Origin of the sequence: Enterobacter cloacae complex sp. SHL022 (assembly GCF_049237785.1) — a bacterium.
GTDB classification, from domain to species: domain Bacteria; phylum Pseudomonadota; class Gammaproteobacteria; order Enterobacterales; family Enterobacteriaceae; genus Enterobacter; species Enterobacter hormaechei_C.
The window spans coordinates 266,044-285,253 of sequence record NZ_JBMKJH010000008.1 but is presented as its reverse complement, the minus strand read 5'-3'; the positions used below and the strand labels follow the sequence as shown (position 1 = coordinate 285,253).

Sequence of the window (19,210 nt, the reverse complement as noted above, 5' to 3'; positions counted from 1 at the left end):
TCGTGAAGGGGCACTATAACGCCATCCTGGTGGTTTGCACGGGCAATATATGTCGTTCTCCGGCGGGAGAACGAATATTGCGTTCCTGCTTGCCGGAAATGACGGTGGACTCCGCCGGGATTTCAGCACAATCGGGTGAATGTGCCGATCCCGTTATTCTGCAAACCGCCCGGAATTATGGATTTTCTCTGGAAGGGCATATCGCACGTCAGCTCACCCCAGCGATGTGCCGTGAGTACGATCTTATCCTGACGATGGAGAAGAATCATATTGAAGCGGTAACCCGGATGGCCATGGAGGCCAGGGGGAAAACGTTTTTATTCGGCTACTGGCTTCAGCAGCTCGAAATTGCCGACCCGTACCGCCGGGGACGTGAAATATCAGATTTGATTTTTAAACAACTTTTATCCTCTGCTGAAGAATGGGTAAAGGTTTTTCAGCAGATTGAATAAGTAAGGCTGATTACCGTATGAATAACAGATACGTTAGCAACGATCCTCCCGATTATCTCCAGCGCGGGGAGGTGATTGATCTTGTCCATATCCTCAAGGTTTTATTTTATAGCAAAGTGTGGATAGCGGCCACGACTCTCCTGTTTATTGTGTGCGGCATTATTATTGCTAACACTTTGACGCCCATTTACAAAAGTGATGCGTTAATTCAGGTTGAGAAAAACCCTTCTCTGGGAATATTAAGCAAGCTGTCCCCTGTGCTACCTGAGGGGGCAGGGGTAAGTTCTGAATCAGAAGTGTCGTTAATAAAATCACGCCTGGTGATTGGAAAAACGGTGCGCGATTTAGGGCTGGATATCGTCACGACTGAAAAAACCTATCCTGTAGCCAACGGCCTATTGCAACGTCTGTTCGGTCATCAACCGGCGAAAATTGCGATTGCCTATCTTTCCGTACCGGAACCGTATATCAATCAGCCCCTGAAGCTGGACATGGTTCAGTCTGGAGGCTTCGTATTATATGTCGGAGAGTCCATTGTTGAGGGCAAAGTCGGTGTGCCTGTCCACACTGACGACGTTGATTTCCTGATTGACAGCGCTCAGCTCACTGAAAATACTTCATTTATTATTATAAAGCGCAACGAGTATTCTGTCATCGAAGAAATAAAGGAGAGACTCTCCATTGATACCAAATCGGGTGGGAACGGCATGTTACATTTGAGCATGACTGGCCCCGAACCGGTGATTATCAGCAAAATACTCGATAATATAGCACATAACTACCTGGCTCAGGACGTTGCGCGGAAGTCAGAAGAGGCCAGTAAAAGCCTGGCTTTTTTAAATAAACAGTTACTGCAAATCAAAAGTAATTTGATAGAGGCTGAAAGTAAACTTAATGAATTTCGGAAGAATAATGAGTCTGTTGACTTATCATTAGAAGCGAAATTTATTCTGGATAATGTTGTTGCTATTGACACTCAACTTAATGAACTGACGTTCAAGGAAGCAGAAATCTCCAAGCTGTATAAACGAACGCACCCTGCGTATAAAGCATTGTCAGAGAAAAAAGCGATTCTTGTTGCAGAAAAAGAGAAGCTCAACCAGCGAATTAGCGCGATGCCCAGCACGCAGCAAGAGATCCTGAGTATGACCCGCGATGTGCAGATGGGTAATGACATTTATCTGGTTTTACTGAATAAACAGCATGAATTAAATATCAGTAAGGCCAGTACGCTGGGCAACGTGCGTATTATCGATCGCGCGGTAACGCAGCTGAAGCCGGTCAAACCTAAAAAGCTGCTGATTGTTATTCTGTCAGCCATGCTCGGTTTCCTTTTCTCATCGGGGATCATCCTTGTTCGCAACATGCTGATAAAAGGGATCAGGCAGCCGGCGGAACTTGAGATGCGCGATATTCCAGTGTATGCGGTTGTTCCCCTCGCTCCGGAGTTGACGAAGCGCAGACGGTGCCGTGCGATCCCGACGTATCAGTCTGATGAGCTGCTGGCAAATTCAGCCCCAACGTCGCTTGCGATAGAGGCGCTGAGAGGGCTTCGTACCAGTCTCCATTTCGCCATGCTTAAAGCCGGTAATAACATATTAATGATCTCCGGCACCTCTCCTGGGGTAGGGAAGTCATTTGTCTGCTCCAACCTGGCTGTCCTGATGGCTCAGGCGGGAACACGGGTATTGTTGATTGACTGCGATTTACGCAGAGGATATTTGCATCGCATTTTCTCAAAGACCGAGAGCGGAGCCGGCCTGGCTGATTTCTTAACGGAAGGCGGCAATATCGAAAGCGTTATTCAGAAAACCGAATATTCAGGAGTGGATTTTATCGGCCGCGGGCTCATGGTCACTCACCCGGCGGAACTCATCATGACGGATAATTTTGCAGAGTTGATAAGGGCATGCTCAACGTTGTACGACGTGGTAATCGTTGATACCCCTCCCATCCTGAGCGTAACGGACGCAGCGATTATAGGAAGATATGCATCGACTTCCCTGATGGTGGTGCGGTTCGAACAAAACTCGATAAAAGAAGTGGAGGCGGGACTGCGCCGCTTTGAACAAAATGATGTTGCCATTCAGGGTACGATATTTAACGGTGTAGAAAAAAGGGCTGCTGAGTCTTACACCTATGGTGATTATTCTTATCAGGATTAGCGCATTGTTTTTAATAAAGGATGAGTCATTAAGGCAACAGGAAGTCTACTATTCCTAATGTCAAATGACTTGTTCCTAATCAAAAGTGCCGAATAAGTGGTGCAGTCTGAATGCCATTCCAGATCAAAAATGACAAAATTAATCTTAATTACGCGCTTGAGTCTAAATTAACGAAAAGGTAGGGAACCCCAGGAGGTCAATGATCATAGGAAGTGAAGATTTTATTTAGAGTGGCGAAATTATAATTCCTAGAGAATGTAATGATTCCGTAATAAAGAGTAGGTAATAATGAAAAGTAATAAGAATAATGTCTTTCAATTAGAACTGAAGTGGCACCCTGTTGCCGCTTCAGTTCTGCTCGCTCTGCCGTTTGTTGCGCACACTGCAGAGATCAGCATGAAGAACGGTGTCGTTTCTTCTGTCGGCAACGTGCCTGTTATCAACATTAATAAAGCCAACGATAAGGGGCTTTCACATAATGTGTATGACAAGCTAAACGTAGATAAGAACGGTCTTATCTTTAATAACAGCGTTGGGGGTGCGAATACAACCCTGGCGGGCCAGATTCAGGGGAACAGCAACCTGACCTCCGGTGCAGCAAAAGTTATTCTGAACGAAGTCACTTCTAAAAATGCCTCTGCAATTAACGGCATGATGGAAGTTGCGGGTGATAAAGCCGATTTAATCATTGCCAACCCGAACGGAATTACCGTTAACGGCGGTGGTTCTATTAACACCAGTAAGCTGACCCTGACTACCGGTACGCCAGATATTCAGAACGATGCGTTAGCCGGTTATTCTGTGAATGGTGGAACCATTACGCTGGGTAAACTGAACAACTCCAGCCCGACCGAAATTCTGTCCCGCAACGTTGTGGTGAACGGTAAAGTCACCGCCAACGAGCTGAACGTTGTTGCCGGCAATAACTACGTTGATGCAGCAGGCCAGGTGACCGGTTCGGTAACGGCCGCCGGAACGCGCAATGCTAACAGCATTGACGTTGCTGCTCTGGGCGGTATGTATGCCAATAAAATTAACCTCATCAGCACCGAGAGCGGTGTGGGCGTGCGTAACCAGGGCGTTATTGCTGGCGGCATCGGCGGCGTAAATATTGACGCTAACGGTCAGCTGCTGAATAACAATGCGCGCATTGAATCCTCTGGTCAGATCAATATTAAAACCAAGGGTGCACTGAACAACACCACCGGGGATATTACTTCCGTCGGTACCATTGCGCTGGACACCAATAAAAATAGCCTCAACAACAGCCGTTCGGGCAATATTTCGACCATGGCAGACCTCTATGTAAATAGCGGTGCTATCGACAATACCAACGGAAAGATTGCGGCTGCAGGCATGCTGGCGGTAGATACCAATAACAATACCTTAACCAACTATGGAAAAGGTGTTGCTGTAGGGATTGAAGCCGGAATTGTTGCGTTAAAAACCGGCACCCTGAATAACAGCAACGGTCAGATCCTCGGCGGATACGTTGGCCTTGAGTCTGCTTCGGTAAATAACAACAGCGGTATGGTTGACTCTCTGGGCGATGTTAACGTCGTCAGCGGCGGTAACGTTGATAACAACCGCGGCATGCTCCGTTCTGCCGGTGGTTTCACCAAGATTGCAGCCAAAGGTACCGTTAATAACGGTTCAACCAAAACGGCAGATACCGCCAGCGATGACTCTTTAGGCATTATTGCCGAGAAGGGCGTGCAGATTGCAGCGAACAGCATCAACAACAACGGTGGGCAGATGGCGTCGAATGGCGATATCTCCCTGGAAAGCGCCGGCGCTATTGATAACTACTCTGGCAAGCTTAACTCCAACAGCAAAGTGATTGCTAAAGCGGCCTCCCTGCGTAACGACAACGGCGGTGTTGCAGGCCGTACCGGCGTGAGCGCGGCGGTTGGCGGCAATATCACCAACTACATCGGCGTCTTCAGCTCTGAAGAAGGTGATGTTGCCCTGGCGTCGAATGCCCTGAACAACCGCGGTGGCTTCATTATGGGACAGAACGTCTCCATTAATACCAACGCTGGTGTGAACAACAACACGGCATTTATTGTAGCCAATAAGGTTCTGTCCGTAACGGCCGGCGACAATATTGAAAACCGCTACGCTGATGATTTCGGCACTGCCTTCGGTACCTACTTCGGTATGCCGCAGCAAAATGGTGGAATGGTCGGCAAGCAGGGCGTTTCGCTGTCTGGCAACTACATCTACAACAGCCAAAGCCGTATCGTTTCGGAGGACGGTCCGCTCACAATTCTGGCGAAAGGTACCATCGACAACAGCCGCGCGTTACTGGTGAGCGGTGGAGATGCAACCATCAAAGCTGGCGGTACGTTGAACAACAACTACTCGACCATCTACAGCATGGGTAATATGGCGATCGACGCCAACAGCCTGAGCAACTACAGCGATGGCGCGCTCGAAGATAACGATGCAACGGGCGTTATTGCGGCTGATAAAAACCTGACCATGAACGTGAAGGGCAGCCTGACCAACTACGGCTGGATCAGCAGTCTGGGTGATGCCATCGTCAACATTCTGAACGGCTCTTTCACTAACCGTAATACCGTTTCTGCCGAGAAATCACTGACGGTTTCCGCGCTGACCGGTATCGACAACCTGAAAGATATCGCTGCTGGCGAGCATCTGGTGGTGAACAGCCAGCGTGGCGTGACCAACAGCTCCAACAGCAACATGGTTGGCGATAAGGTTACGATCTCCGCGGGCTATGACATCAATAACCGTGGGAATATCGTTGCTGACAGCAGCCTGGCAATGAGCGCGAAAGGCAATATCTATAACGATCTGAATATGATCAGCTATGGCGATGCGACCTTAAGTGCCAATACCATTGATAACAACTCGCGCAAAATCAAAGCGGTCGGTGATTTAACGCTGACTGCCGCAGGGAATGTTAACAACAGCCGCGGTGAAATCAGCGCTGAGGCTGGCGACGTGACCATTACTGCTGGTGGTACGGTTGATAACTACTACGGTCAGATCCTGTCCGGTAGCGACATTGCCCTGAAAGCCAACCGACTGAACAACGATTACGGTCAGGTTGCCGCCTACGGCAATATCGATCTGGCTCTGACGGGTAATTTCGACAGCAACCGTGGCTCTGTCCTTTCTCAGACTGGTGACATCAAACTGGCTGCCAACACCGTTGACAACAATAACGGTTTGATTGCTGGTAAGAACGTTACCGTCGATGCAAAAGGCACCGTGTACAACAACACCGCCATGATCGTAGCTGATAAGAAGCTCTCTGTTACTGCGGCAGGGAATATTGAAAACCGTGACGGTAACAACTTTGTTCGTAATCACGGCGAAACCTTCGGTGTGACGGGCGATGTTGGCGGCATGATTGGTCGTCAAGGCGCGTCGCTTTCCGGTCAGAACGTCTACAACAACAACAGCAGCATCATCGCGGATGAAGGTGCGCTGAGCGTACTGTCTAATGGGACGCTGGATAATACGCGTGCAATGCTGGTGAGCGGCGCGGATGCCGTCATCAAAGCAGCGGGAACGTTCTATAACAACTATGCAACCACCTGGAGTGCGGGCAACCTTGACGTCACCGCAGGTACGCTGAATAACTACAGCGACGGCAGCATGGAGAACAACACCGCGACCGGCGTTATCGCGTCAGATAAGACTCTGAATCTGACCGTTGATAACAACGTCACCAACTATGGCTGGATCAGCGGTAAAGGCGATCTGAACTTCAACGTCCTGAAAGGTGCACTGACTAACCGCAATGCCATCTCTTCAGGTAATGCACTGGCAATTAATGCCGCAAACGGTGTTGAGAACTATAAAGACATCGTAGGCGTCACCAGCGCAAAAATTGATACTCAGCGTCATGTCACCAATAACGCCAACAGCAATATCCTCGCGCAGAATATCGCGATTAATGCCGGTACCGACATTAACAACCGCGGTAATATCGTGAGCGATTATACCCTGCTGGTGAAAACGGCAGGCAATATTTATAACTACCTGAATATGGTGAGTTATGGTGTTGCCGGTATCACCGTCAACAACTTGACTAACAGCGGTAGCAGCGCCGTGTTCGGCGGTCTGTCTGGTATGGAACTTAATGCAAATAAAGTCACTAATACCGGCGACGTTGTAGGTCTGTAATTTATAAGGTGTAACAAAAGGCAGCAGCTATCGCCTGATAGCGCAAAGTCAGAACGAGACCCTGCTGCCTTTTTTTCTGAGAAAGTTAATGGAATCGCGATTTAAATTTTTACCGCTATTGTTGCTGTTGAGTTTTCACGCCTTCGCTGAAGATGGCATAAACAATCTTATCAAACAGCAGCAAAATGCCGATCTGAATACTTTCAAAGAGCAAAAGGTTTATCGGCAGGACGTTTATTCCAGCACCGAGCGTAAAGTATTCAGGCTGAATGATTTACCGCAAGAAGAGAACTGCTTTACGATTACGTCGCTCGTTCTTAAAAATGATTTTCTACAGCGTAAGACCGACAGGGCCATTAAAAAAGAGATCCTGGGCCGCTGTGTAGGCAGTATTGGCGTGGTAAAAATTGCCGCGGCGCTGCAGGACTTTTATATTGATGCGGGTTACATCACGACCCGAATTACGATCCCAACGCAAAACATTTCGTCCGGCACGCTGAAGCTTGACGTGAGCGCAGGGAAAATTGAAAAGATTATTGTCGACAGTAGCGACATTAATCCGTGGATGCTGCCTTTTGCGAAAGAAGACATCCTGAATATTCGCGATATCGAGCAAGGGCTGGAAAACCTCCAGCAGGAGCCGGGCGTTGACGTCAAAATCAACATCGAACCGGGTACAAGGCAGGGCTATAGCACGATTCACATCCGCACCAACCGCGTGAAAAACTGGAGCGTGCGCGCGAGCTATAACAACTGGGGGGTTAAAGAGACGGGGCAATACCTGACCTCTGCGGTGGGCTACCTGTATAACATCGCCCGGTTCAGTGACCTGTTTTATCTGGCGGGAACAAAAAGCACAAACGGCCGCTATGAAAGTGTGAGTGGTTACTACGCGCTGCCGGTAGGCTACTGGAACTATTCTCTGTTCTACAGCACCAGCAGGTCGCGTCAGACCATACCGCTTTTCTACACCAGCGTAGACTATGCGGGTAAAAGCGATTACGCAAACGTCAAAGCATCGCGCACGCTGTATCGGGATAAAACCCGTAAGGTGAGCGGCAGTGCAGAGCTGATACGCCGGAAATCAGGCTATACCGTTGATGGCGAAGCGCTGGTCTTACAGAAGCGTGATATGGATAACGTTAAGGTTGGCGTTAACTATAAGCAACAGTTAGTGAATGCTCACTGGGACTCCTCACTCTCTTGGCAGCGTTTTTTAACCTGGTTCGGGGCAGAACATACGCCCGATATGGTCTACGGCGACGTCAGTCCCGTTAGCCAGCTGGTGAACGTTGAAAGCAACTACACCCGCCAGCTCGGCAGCAGCGTGTATAGCGCCTTTTTTTTGGCGCAATACGCACCGCGTGAGCTGACGCTTCAGGATCAGATGACGATAGGCGATCGCTGGAGCGTGCGCGGGTTTGAAAACAGCGTTGGCCTTACCGGAAACAGCGGATACTTTCTGCAAAATACGTTTTATCATCCGGTGCGTGGAATTGACGCTAATTATTATTTAGGCGTTGACGCGGGTCACATAAGACGAGACAGCCAGTATGGCCAGGAAATTATCATCGGCAGCACGCTCGGTATTCAGGGGAACGTGAAGAGCCTGGCATATGATTCGTCCATCTCAATGCCGATAAAATTCCCCGGCAGCATGGACGTGAACAAATTTAATTTTAATCTGAATATTTCTTATCAGCTCTGAACAGGGAAGCATGACACATGCGTATCGGCACGGACATCGTGGAGGTTTCGCGAATAAAGCGGGCGATAACAAACTGGCAAAATGATTTTTTACAGCGCGTCTTTACCCAGCAGGAAAATATAAAAATTAACCGGGAAGATCCGAACTATGAACGCGCCTCGGGCTTCTGGGCGGCAAAAGAGGCGATGGTTAAAGCGCTTGGTTGTGGATATCGCGACGGGATTACGTTTAAAGATATTGAAATTAGCCATGACGAACTGGGCTGCCCCCATTTCATTTTTTCCGGGCGAGTCAAAGAGATGCTTGACGACAAGCAGCTCAAGAATGCCTCGCTCAGTATTTCGCATTGTCAGAATTATGCGACTGCCGTTGTCATACTTTATTAACCTAATTATTTGTGAATATTATGTATCAATATAACGATCTGAAGGCAAAGACGGTTCTGGTTACCGGAGCCAGCGGTGATATTGGTCTGGCGATCTGTGCGAAGTTTCTCGATCAGGACTGCGATGTGTATGCGCTGTACAAATCGAATGCCGTGCAGTTAACGGAGCTGAAAGAGACGCATCCTGCCGGGAACAAGCTGTCGATTATTCAGTGCGATCTTGCCGATCCGCAGAGCGTTTCTGCGCTCTGTGCTCATCTGACGCAAGCTGCCGGAAAGCTGGACGTGCTGGTCAACAATGCCGGCATTGTCAAAGACAGCCTCTTCGCCTCGATGAGCTTTGATGATTTTAGTCAGGTAGTAGACACCAACCTGTTCAGTATTTTCCGCCTGACCAAAGAGGCACTAATGCTGCTGCGTTCGGCGGAAAGCCCGGCCATCATCAACGTGGCGTCCATTGCGGCCATTATCCCAAGCGTCGGGCAGGCGAACTACAGTGCCTCAAAAGGGGCGATCCTCGGATTTACCCGTACGCTGGCAGCCGAGCTGGCGCCGTACGGCGTGCGCGTTAACGCCATTGCGCCGGGAATGATTGAATCCAAAATGGTCAAAAAAGTTTCCCGCACGGTAGTGCGCGGCGTTACCGCGTCTATTCCATTGCGCCGGCTGGGTAAATGCGACGAGGTGGCGAACACCGTCGTTTACTTAGGATCGACAGCGTCCAGTTACATTGTGGGCCAAACCATCGTTATCGATGGCGGCCTGGTGATGCGGTGAGTTATGTCTAAATACGTTATCCCCTCGAAGATCTTTCTGGAAATGGGCGGCTGGCGTCAGCCGCTGCTGATGGTCGACAGAATTGATGACTTCAAATACGGCGAAAATGGCTTTGTGAAGGTGACGAAGCACATCACCTATAACGAACCTTATCTGCTCGGGCACTTCCCGGACGATCCGATCATGCCCGGGGTGATTATTTCTGAAATCTTTGGGCAGGCCAGCGAATACCTCTCGTTCCTCACCGATATCTGCGACATCTACGGCGAGACGTACGGTGGCGAACTCAAATCGTTACGCGATATCCATGCGCTCATTCAGCGTGATGAAATGCGGGAGATCATCCGCACCCGCCGCGCGCAGGTGCGCGGCGTACTGGCTGCCCAGAATTTAAAATTTAAGGATATTGCCTACCCTGGCGACTCGATTGAAGTCACCAGCAAGCTGGCATTTTCTGATGCTCATGGCTTTAAGCACTACTCCGTGACGGCAAACGTCGGAAAGCGATTAATCAGCCACGGCACAATTATTAATTACCGCGAAAGTAAGTAAACCCCTGAGAGAGTTAATACCATGTCTACAATGAAAAACGAAATTGACCAGCGCAAGGATGTGCTGATAACAATTAAAACTGAGATTATTCAGCGTTTGAATATTCAGCGCGATGAATCTCAAATTGATGATGATACTGCCCTGTTTGGTAATGGCTTAAAACTGGATTCCGTTGATGCAACGGAAATCGTGGTCATGCTGGATAAAGTTTTCGATATTAAAGTCAGCGAAAGCGACGATCCTTCTTATATGAGAAGTATCAACAATCTGGCGACATTTATCATCCAGAAGAAAAAAGCGTAATTCACCATTGCGAATAACAGGATCCCGTTATGACGTCTCTTTATGATTTTCATTTAAAAAACAATGCGAAAATGGGCATTTATAACAATGCCAACGTGCCTTCTGCCTACCACGACCCGATGGTGGAATATAAAGCCGTGCGTGAAAATGCTCTGCTGGTGGACTATTCCCACATGTCCATCGTCAGCGTGATGGGCGATGATGCCTGGGCTCTGGTGAATTACTATGTCTCTGCGGACGTTTCTATTATCCGTGACGAGCAGGGGATTTACTCTCTGGTACTGAATGAAGACGGTACCGTGCGCGGTGACGTGTATGTCCTTTGCGCTTCAGACGGCTACTACATCATGTCTGAAAACATTCCGGCAGCGGAAATTATCGCTGTCCTGAATGCCCTTCTGGTAAAAGCGGACGAACTGGATATTCAGGAAACCCCGGACATTGCTGATATGCGCGAGCAGAACTGGGGGGCCATCATGGTTGAAGGGCCATACTCCTGGGAACTGATGTCTGAGATCCACGGTTTCGACGTTATCGGCCTGCCTTACTATGAGTATATGAATACCGACGACGAGCTGATGGTATTCCGCTGCGGCAAGCACGGCGAGTTCGCCTATATGGTTGTGGGCCAGCAGGAACAGCTGCTGGAGCAGTGGCAGCAGCTGCTGGAGCGGGGGGATAAATATCAGCTGAAGACCGGCGGTCTGGACTACCAGAAAATCGTGCGTATCGAAAACCCTGGCTGGGACGAGGCGCTGTGGGCTGGCTACCGCCTCAACCCGGTAGAGCTCCAGATGCAGTGGGCCGTACAGTACGACAAAGAAGGCTTTGTGGGTAAAGAGGCAGCGGAAGCGTTGTCCCATAGCGAAGGCTCTCGCAAGGTAATCGGCATGATTGTCGAAGGGGAATGTGCGGGTATTGCCTCAGGCGACAGCGTACTGGTTGACGGTCAGGAAGTCGGTAAAGTGGCGAAGGCTATTTTCTCTCCAGCCCTGCAGTGCGTTATTGCGCTGGCACTGATTGAGAATGAATTTGCCTGGTCTGATATTAGCGGCTTTGATATTCAAACCGCTTCTGAAAACGTCGCCGCGAAAACCAAAGGGATGCCTTTCATCTATAACCTGAGCATGCTGGTTAATCCGACCGAGAACAGCTTTGTTGATGCATCTAAAGCAAAAAGCGCGCTGTAGTTAATTATTCACTGAAACAGTGAGGGAGAGTCGTGGATTAATTAATGCCACGGCTCCTCTCATGCTGTTACTTGTCTGTACACGGTGGTACATAGTTATGAAGACAAACCGGAAACGCGTTGTTATTACCGGGATTGGGATCCTCTCCTCGCTGGCGGATAACCTGCAGGATTTCAGAGACGCATTATTAAATAAAAAAAATGGCGTGACCGACAGCGTGCGTTTTTCAAAATGGTTTGAAAACGCCAGAGCGGCTGAAGTTTTGCATGATATTGATTATTCAGAATTGCCTGATGATGTGATTGCATCTCTGGATAATGCTGCACTCTGGGCCTACAAGGTCGGAAAAGATGCGCTGAACCAGGCGAGCTTGGCCGAAAATAAGGCTCACCTGAAAGACACCGGCCTGATTGTGGGCGTTTCTTCCGCCGGCACCGAGGCGTTCTTACCGCTGTTCGAACAACGTATGGAAGATTTCTCCCTGCGTAAAGCCTTATTCTCAGGCGGTTTCTCTTCCTGCTGTTCCAGCGTTTCTACGCTGCTCGGGCTGCAGGGCGGGGTTGAGCTGGTGGCGACCGCCTGTACGGCCAGCCCGAATGCGGTCGGGATGGCGTTTGACTATATCCAGAACGGCAAAAGCAAAACGATGCTGGCCGTTGGGACAGAGCCAATCTACCTGCCAACCTTCGCTGGGTTTTACGCCCTCAACGTGATGCATCCCGAAGCCTGCACGCCGTTTTCCGGCAACTCCGGCATGTCGATTGGCGAAGGCGCGGGTGCCGTGGTGCTGGAAGAATATGAGCACGCCGTTGCGCGCGGTGCCACCATTTACGGTGAAATTCTCTCCTATGCCACCTCCTGCGATGCGTTCCATGAAACCGGACCGGATCCGCGCGCCAGCGGCGCTGTGCAGGTAATGCATAAGGCGATGGAAAACGCGGGCGTCACCCCAGAGCAGATTGAGTACGTCAACGCCCACGGTACCGGCACTGAAGCGAACGACCGCATCGAAACGCTGGCGATGAAAAAGGTGTTCGCTAACAACGAAAAGCTGCTGGTTAGCTCTACCAAGTCTTACTTCGGCCACAACATCGGTGCGGCGGGGATCGTCGAACTGATCGCCTGCCTGGTTACGCTACCGGATAACCGCGTGCTGCCGACGCTGAACTTCAATAACGCGCGTCCTAACTGCGATCTGGACTACGTGCCGAACGACTTCCGCGATCGGAAAATCAACCTCTTCATGAAGAACAATTATGCGTTCGGCGGTAATAACTGCAGCATGATTATCAGCATGGATCCGTGTTCCGTTCCGGTCAGCGTCTACGACGAAAAGCGCGTCGCGATCTCCGGTCTCGGTGCCGTCTCCGCGATTGGCCACACCGTTAACGAGATCCTCGACAACGTCTGGAAGCAAAGCCAAAGCGTAGAGCTGGGGGGCGTCACCTTCCCGGAAGACACGCTGGAAGAAGCGAAAGAGCTGCTGGATGTTCTCGAAACGACCCGTCAGTTTGAGGACCTGTTCGGTGAAGCGTTTAGCGATCTCACGGCAACCCGTCCGGAAGCGAACGAGCACTTCAAAACCTTCCAGGTCACCGGCCTTGAGCCGCGTAAACATCTGCGTCGCTTCGATCCGCGAAAAGCCACCCGTGGCGGTACGTTTGCGCTAATCGCGTTGTCCGAAGCGCTGGAGCAGGCGAAGCGTAAAATTAAACGTGATGGCGATGCGCTGGGTATGGTGATGGGAATGTCCAGCGGCCCGCAGGAAACCACCTACAAATATCTGCAAAGCCTGAAGCCCGATCCGCGCAAGGTCAGAACCTCTGAATTCCCGGGCTCGCTGATGAACTCTATCCCAACGTTCTGCGGCATTTCCGAAGGGATCAAGGGCTATACCACCACGCTGGCGACCGGGGAAAACGCGGCACTCGGCGCATTAACCTACGGCTACGAAATTGTGCGTCAGGATCTGCAGCCGCAGGTGCTGGTGGGCGGTGCGGACGAGTATTTCCCCTCAATGTCTCTCTACATGGATGCGGTCACCCGGAAGCTCCATATGACCTCTGACGCGCGGGATTATCACATCTACGGTAACGATCCGAAGGGTTATATCCCAGGCGAAGGTGCGTGCATGCTGCTGCTGGAAGATCCGCAGCGCGCGGCGGAGCGTGGCGCCGAGGTGCTGGCAGAAGTGGTTGGTTACGGCAAATCCTGTAGCAATAGCTATTTTGACGCCTCACAGCAGGGCGAGAAATCTGCCTCTATGGCGCTGGCCATCGCCCGCGCGCTGAAGGATGCCGGCATGACGGCGCAGGAGATCGACCTGGTCTGCGGCACCAGCAAAGGCAGCGATGAAAGTTCACGCATTGAAATCGATGCGATCGCTGAAGCCTTCGCGCAGGCAAAACCGGACGTGCCTGTGGTGAACTATAACGCCTGCTTTGGTTTTGTCGCGTCTGCTGCCGGGCTGCTTAACCTGGCGGTCATCATTGACTGTATTAAGAAGCAGGCGGTTCCCGCTATTCCTCATACCGTTGAGTTCTTCGATAAGCGAATTAACTTCGTTCGTGAACCGTTGAAATTGGCCCTTAAGCACGTGCTGCTGGTGGGCGCGACGGAAGGCGGCAACTACTACGCGTTTGTGATTAAAGGATAATATTGTGGATAATGCCGCTATTATTTCGGGGTTCAGTTCCTGCCTGCCGTTTGCCGAAGACAGCCTTCAGCTTATGCAAAACCTGAAGCTGGGCAAACGCGTTGAAAGAAAGCCCTGGTTTAAATCCGACGACGAGGCAATTAAGTGTGGGTTCGATGGCAATAAGCATATTGCCACGCTGGATCATACGGATGATAGCGCATTAGATCTGCTTTATCGTCTGATTAACGATGCACTCGCCCAGGCCGGGCTGGATGTCCAGTGGCTGGGCGGGTGTAACGCTCGCGTTTATTTAACCGGCATCGGCCCTCGGGTCGATGGTATGGCCTTCAAGAATTTTTATAACAAAAATGATGTTGAAGATATTTATCTTTCAAAATCATTAATGACGCTGCACGTCGACAATATGTCGCAGGACAAGATTGCAGGACATATTGCGCGTAAATATCACCTGCAGTATCTCCCCCCCAATATGAACTGCACCAGTAATTCAGCGATGACGGCGGTGCATTTAGGCTGTCAGGCCATCGAGCATGGCGGCGTTGATATTGTGCTGGTGGTGAATTGCTCAAAAATTAAAACCCAGGATATCTGGTTCCTCGATACCCAATCGATGCTGGATACGCACCTGGTTCAGCCTTTCGGTGAGAACAGTAAAGGTGTTCTTTTTGCGGAAGGATACAGCGCGATTCTGCTCGAAAATGCGCGTCACCGCCGCGCAAGGAAGGCAGGCTCCGGCGTGCGGCTGCAAACCACCTACACGCAGATTAGCGCCGGAAGAAGCAATGACAGCTCATGGCTCAGCACCAATATCCTGAAGGTGATGCAGGCTGCGATGAAAAAAGCGGACCTGAGTGCGGAAGAACTGTGCGCAATCATGCCGCACGGTAACGGCTCATCCATCAGTGACAAAGCGGAAGCTAAAGCAATAGCGGTCTTCGCTGAGGAAAATACCATTCCGGTTCTCGCCTACAAAGGCCAGATTGGCTATACCGCCACCGGTTCAGGAATTGTCGATTTAATTATTGGACACCATACGTTATCGCAGCAAGAGCTTATTTCCCCGGTGGGGAATGACACCATTATTGAAAGCGTTGCGCAGCATGTCCTTATTGACCAGGGCATTATTGGGCACCACAAAAAACATCTTCTTAAAGTCGGCGTTGGCGTGGATGGTTCAATCATTGGTGCCGTGATGTCTGATATTCACCGGGGCCTTTGAAGGAGCGTGGAGAGCCATATGTATTTATCCTCATTTTCGCTTGTTGAGCCGGAAGATAAATTTTATTTCTATCAACCCAGCTGGTTAAACGCCTGGGAAGCACATTTATTTAATAAGGCGCTTAAATCTACCCACGCCAATGGATGGGGATTAAAACGTTTTGGTACGCAGCCGGACCTCTACCCGGGAGAGATGATCCGTAACCCTCACTATCAAAAATATCTTGAGGCGATGGAGAAGGCGGCTGATGACGCGCTGATGGCGCTGCCGACCAAAGAGCGTATGAAGCTATTAAAGCAGCGTACGGCATTTATCTACGTCGATTCCTGGGGCGAATCCGGGCCGTTTGAGAATATTTCCAGCGCGTTGCACATATCAACGATCGATACGCTGCCGAAAAACCTGGTCAAGAAATTCTCGGTTAACGCACCTACGTTCAAGCTGCGAAGCGAGAAGCAATCTTTCGTGCAGGCCATCGCTCTGGCGAACGATTACCTGAGCTGGGATGTTTTTGATTTTGTGGTGATTTGTACGGCTTACCGGGCGATCCCCATCCTGGTGTTTTCTGATGAAGATATTTCCCTAAAGTGGGGGGAGAAACGCAGGGACAAGGCCGAAGACGTGAATTTAACGGTTGAACGCGCCGGATGTTTCATCTTCAGCCAGCAGGAGAGCGCTATTCGGGTGAAGGGGGGGCAATACGTCATGGCCGATGCCATCGAGCACACCCAGGTTCCTGAACAGATTGCGTTTTCGGGCCTGCGCAAAGACCTGCTGTCTCGCTCGGCGCTGCCCGCGAATAACACGCTGGATCTGGTTGATCTCTACGGTGCCAGCGGCTGCCTGACTCCAGCGTTAAGTTTCGCCTGGCTCAAACAACATGCTGATTTTTCGGGGCGATTAAGAACCATCGTTCCCGACAAGCAGTTTGGCTACAGCTATTTCGACATTGAATATTGCAAGGAATAACGACATCTCCATGAGCGGAATAATTAAAGAACTCCCAATGATATCGTTGAACAATATCTATAAGAGTTATGGCTCGGGCGAAGGCAAAGTCGATGCCCTGAAAAATATCAATCTGGAAATAGAAAAAGGTGAATTTCTGGCGCTTTGCGGCCCGTCCGGCAGCGGTAAAAGTACCTTGTTAAATATCCTCTCGGGAATTGATAAACCCACCGTGGGAACGGTGATGTTTCTGAAAAAATTACTCAACCATCTGCCGGAAGAACAGCTCGCGGCGATCCGCGGTAGACACCTGGGTTTTATTTTTCAGTTTTTCAATCTGATACCCGTATTGAGCGTATTCGATAACGTCTTTTTCCCGCTGGTGTTAAACGGCCATGTCGGAAAAAAAGAAGCCAGAGAGCGGGCGCTGCATTTTATTGAGAGCGTGGGGCTTGCGGGATTTACCGAACGTAAACCGGGCCAGCTTTCGGGCGGGCAGCAGCAGCGCGTGGCCATCGCCCGGGCGCTGGCACACGACCCGCAGGTTGTCATTGCCGATGAACCGACCGGAAATCTCGATCTGGTCACCGGGGAAGCCATTCTGGATCTCCTGCTGAAAATTAATCAGGAGACACGCACCACTTTTATTATTTCCACGCACTCCAGCCAGCTTAAAGAGCGTGCACGGCGCGTGGTTGAAATTAAGGACGGAGTTTTAGTTCATGATTCACAAACGTAATTTTTTCCTTCTCTGCTGGTTTCTGCTGTGCCTGGCCTATGCCGGAAACATCAAAGCTGCACCGGCACCGGTAGCCGAGCACGTCATAAAAAGCGGTTTCCCGATGGAGGCAGACATGCTCGCCGAGATGACGCAGTCGCTCTTCAAGGAATACAAAGCCAACGACAATCCTCTGTCTCTGGTTTTCTATGCCTACGGTACGCTGCGTCAGGCCGACTATTTCCTTAAAACCAATGACTTTATTCGGGCATCTGAGTTCGGCAAAACGGGCTTTTTCTACCTGGATGAGGCGGTCGATCTCTATGCAGAGAACCCGCTGGTGCGCTACATGCGCGCGCGAGTCGATGCGTATTTGCCTGCGGCTATCGGACGCTGTGTGGTGACGTTAAACGATACGGAACAGATGCTGAAAACCCCTGGCATATTCAATGCCGGTTTAGTGGAACACATTAACGAAATGCGCTATCGCGCGCTGTTGAGTTGTAAACGCAAGAAGCAGGCGGACGCGTTACTGGCTGAAATAGAGCTGCGTAATGCCAGTACCGCATCGTCTCTGGCATCGGGCAATGCGCCAGAGTGGGATATCAACGAAGTGACAGAAGTCCTGTTACCGCTGGTGAAAGGGAAATAAATGTCCGGGGAAATGGTGTTCGCGATAAGCGTTGTTGTGTTGATCCTGCTTTTTGTCCTCTGGTGTGTATTATTTCGTTCGCGGGACGTAAAGTTTGCTTTCTTAAATCTGTTTCGCCACAAAAGGCGCTCGTTTTCAACGATTGCCGCCATTATGTTAGGTGGCGTGTCGATTTTTCTGTACGGCGGTTTTATTGATTACTCCTTTTGGATCCTGAAAGAGCAAACCATCCGTACTAACATTGGTCATGTTCAGATTTATAATAAAAACTATTTCGAAACATCCAATAAAAACAAAAGTCTGATCGAAGATTACCCGGCATTAAAGAAAGCGATCCTCAACGATCCGACTCTGGCCGAGAGTATCTCGACGCTCTCCGGCCAGCTGGAGTTCACCGGTGTTATTTCGCAGTATGAGAGCGAAACCTCCAGCTATTTCTCCGCGCTGGGCGTAGAGCCGCTGCCGGCACTGAAGCTGGGCTCGTTTGATAAATTAATCATCGGCAGCGATCTGTCCCGCATCCGTACGGATGAAATCACGCTTGGGAGCGGGCTGGCGAAAACGCTCAATGCCCACTATGACGACTGGCTGGACGTGCTGGTGGTCAACACGCAGGGAGGACAGGGCGCGCTGTCAATGAAGCTTCGCGGCATCTTTGAATCGGGCATCAAAGATTACGATGACGTAGCGATGAAAATTCCGCTGGATACTGCGCAACGTATTATGGGCACCGCTAGCGTGAGTAAGGTGCTGATCCTGTTAAAAGAGGACGATACTGCCGCGTTCACGGCGAAACTGCGTCAATTTATTGCCGACCACAAATTACCGTTAATCGTCAAAGACTGGAAAGAGGCCTCGATATTTTATCAGCAGGTCGAGGGGCTTTTATCAGGGATCTACTTCTTCATTAAGCTCATCGTTGGTCTGATTGTCATCTTTATGATCGGTAACTCGATGACGATGAATATTATCGAGCGCACCCGGGAAATTACCACGCTCAGGGCGATTGGCCTGAAGCCGCTACACGTGACTCGCCTGTTTTTGCTGGAGGGCATTTTCATCGGCATTATCGGCGCGTTGGGCAGCCTGGCGATTGGTTATGCCATTGCTGCCGTGATTAACCTCTACGGTATCGCGATGCCGCCGTCGCCAGGGCAATCGCAGGGCTACACGGCATTTATCAAAACCGACAGCGCCGCGCTTAACTGGATAACCCTGGTATTGCCGATCCTGGCCGCGACGGGAGCTTCAGTACTGCCCGCGCTGCGTGCTTCACGTCTCAATATTTCGGATGCATTTAAATTCTCGTAAGGAAACGATA

Annotated in this window: 15 protein-coding genes; all 15 read left to right on the top strand. The window is 50.3% G+C overall.

The genetic code is table 11. From position 1 onward, the window contains the following. The first annotated feature begins 2 nt into the window (after positions 1 to 2). Entirely contained in the window at positions 3 to 452 is a 450-nt protein-coding gene (locus ACOTZD_RS17950) for a protein tyrosine phosphatase (protein WP_269150369.1), read from the top strand. 17 nt (positions 453 to 469) lie between these two features. Beyond that, on the top strand, positions 470 to 2,617 hold the full coding sequence (locus ACOTZD_RS17945) for a polysaccharide biosynthesis tyrosine autokinase (protein ID WP_174402477.1): 2,148 nt from the start codon (positions 470 to 472) through the stop codon (positions 2,615 to 2,617). 288 nt (positions 2,618 to 2,905) lie between these two features. After that, positions 2,906 to 6,778: a filamentous hemagglutinin N-terminal domain-containing protein gene (locus ACOTZD_RS17940; protein ID WP_023315449.1), complete on the top strand. Its 3,873-nt coding sequence runs from the start codon at positions 2,906 to 2,908 to the stop codon at positions 6,776 to 6,778. 88 nt (positions 6,779 to 6,866) lie between these two features. Continuing rightward, positions 6,867 to 8,486 carry a ShlB/FhaC/HecB family hemolysin secretion/activation protein gene (locus ACOTZD_RS17935; protein ID WP_023315450.1) on the top strand — a complete coding sequence of 540 codons (1,620 nt, stop codon included), beginning with the start codon at positions 6,867 to 6,869 and terminating at the stop codon, positions 8,484 to 8,486. 17 nt (positions 8,487 to 8,503) lie between these two features. Further along, positions 8,504 to 8,872: a holo-ACP synthase gene (gene acpS, locus ACOTZD_RS17930; RefSeq protein WP_023315451.1), complete on the top strand. Its 369-nt coding sequence runs from the start codon at positions 8,504 to 8,506 to the stop codon at positions 8,870 to 8,872. A 20-nt stretch (positions 8,873 to 8,892) separates the two neighbouring features. Then, positions 8,893 to 9,648, top strand: coding sequence for an SDR family oxidoreductase (locus ACOTZD_RS17925; protein WP_023315452.1), 756 nt, complete (start codon positions 8,893 to 8,895; stop codon positions 9,646 to 9,648). A gap of 3 nt (positions 9,649 to 9,651) precedes the next feature. After that, positions 9,652 to 10,200, top strand: coding sequence for a 3-hydroxyacyl-ACP dehydratase FabZ family protein (locus ACOTZD_RS17920; RefSeq protein WP_023315453.1), 549 nt, complete (start codon positions 9,652 to 9,654; stop codon positions 10,198 to 10,200). 21 nt (positions 10,201 to 10,221) lie between these two features. Then, complete coding sequence (locus ACOTZD_RS17915) at positions 10,222 to 10,503, top strand: acyl carrier protein (protein WP_023315454.1); 282 nt, start codon at positions 10,222 to 10,224, stop codon at positions 10,501 to 10,503. Between the two features lie 29 nt (positions 10,504 to 10,532). After that, entirely contained in the window at positions 10,533 to 11,693 is a 1,161-nt protein-coding gene (locus ACOTZD_RS17910; protein ID WP_058674817.1) for an aminomethyltransferase family protein, read from the top strand. Positions 11,694 to 11,790: 97 nt separating this feature from the next. Continuing rightward, positions 11,791 to 14,349 (top strand): beta-ketoacyl-[acyl-carrier-protein] synthase family protein, encoded by a 2,559-nt coding sequence (locus ACOTZD_RS17905; protein WP_174402497.1) that lies wholly within the window; start codon positions 11,791 to 11,793, stop codon positions 14,347 to 14,349. A gap of 4 nt (positions 14,350 to 14,353) precedes the next feature. Continuing rightward, positions 14,354 to 15,571: a beta-ketoacyl synthase gene (locus ACOTZD_RS17900; RefSeq protein WP_050870213.1), complete on the top strand. Its 1,218-nt coding sequence runs from the start codon at positions 14,354 to 14,356 to the stop codon at positions 15,569 to 15,571. Positions 15,572 to 15,589: 18 nt separating this feature from the next. After that, complete coding sequence (locus tag ACOTZD_RS17895) at positions 15,590 to 16,540, top strand: hypothetical protein (protein WP_023324192.1); 951 nt, start codon at positions 15,590 to 15,592, stop codon at positions 16,538 to 16,540. A gap of 10 nt (positions 16,541 to 16,550) precedes the next feature. Continuing rightward, positions 16,551 to 17,258, top strand: a complete 708-nt coding sequence (locus tag ACOTZD_RS17890; protein WP_023315459.1) for an ABC transporter ATP-binding protein — start codon at positions 16,551 to 16,553, stop codon at positions 17,256 to 17,258. Then, a complete protein-coding gene (locus ACOTZD_RS17885; RefSeq protein ID WP_023315460.1) occupies positions 17,242 to 17,889 on the top strand; it encodes a hypothetical protein in 648 nt (215 codons plus the stop codon). The genes ACOTZD_RS17890 and ACOTZD_RS17885 overlap by 17 nt, the downstream gene beginning before the upstream one ends. Then, positions 17,890 to 19,200, top strand: coding sequence for an ABC transporter permease (locus ACOTZD_RS17880; RefSeq protein WP_023324193.1), 1,311 nt, complete (start codon positions 17,890 to 17,892; stop codon positions 19,198 to 19,200). The last annotated feature ends 10 nt before the right edge of the window (positions 19,201 to 19,210 follow it).